We start from the raw sequence: 254 nt of genomic DNA on the forward strand, positions 1-254 counted from the left end.
GTTCTACTAGTACGTCTTCAGATACTTTACCAGTGCCAAATGTATCAACTGAAATTGATACTGGTTGTGCTACGCCAATTGCGTATGCAAGTTGTACTTCTGCTTTGTCAGCAAGTCCAGCTGCTACGATATTTTTCGCAACATAACGAGCTGCATATGCTGCAGAACGGTCAACTTTCGTTGCATCTTTACCAGAGAATGCACCGCCACCGTGGCGAGCGTATCCACCGTAAGTATCAACGATGATTTTACGT

1 protein-coding gene is annotated in these 254 nt (G+C 44.5%); it reads right to left on the reverse strand.

All coding sequences use genetic code 11. The features are described from left to right. Positions 1-254: methionine adenosyltransferase domain-containing protein (locus JDS96_RS31285; protein WP_199669176.1), on the reverse strand; the 254-nt coding region annotated here is incomplete at both ends.

Source organism: Bacillus cereus group sp. N21, from assembly GCF_016483395.1.
Classification (GTDB): Bacteria; Bacillota; Bacilli; order Bacillales; family Bacillaceae_G; genus Bacillus_A; species Bacillus_A pseudomycoides.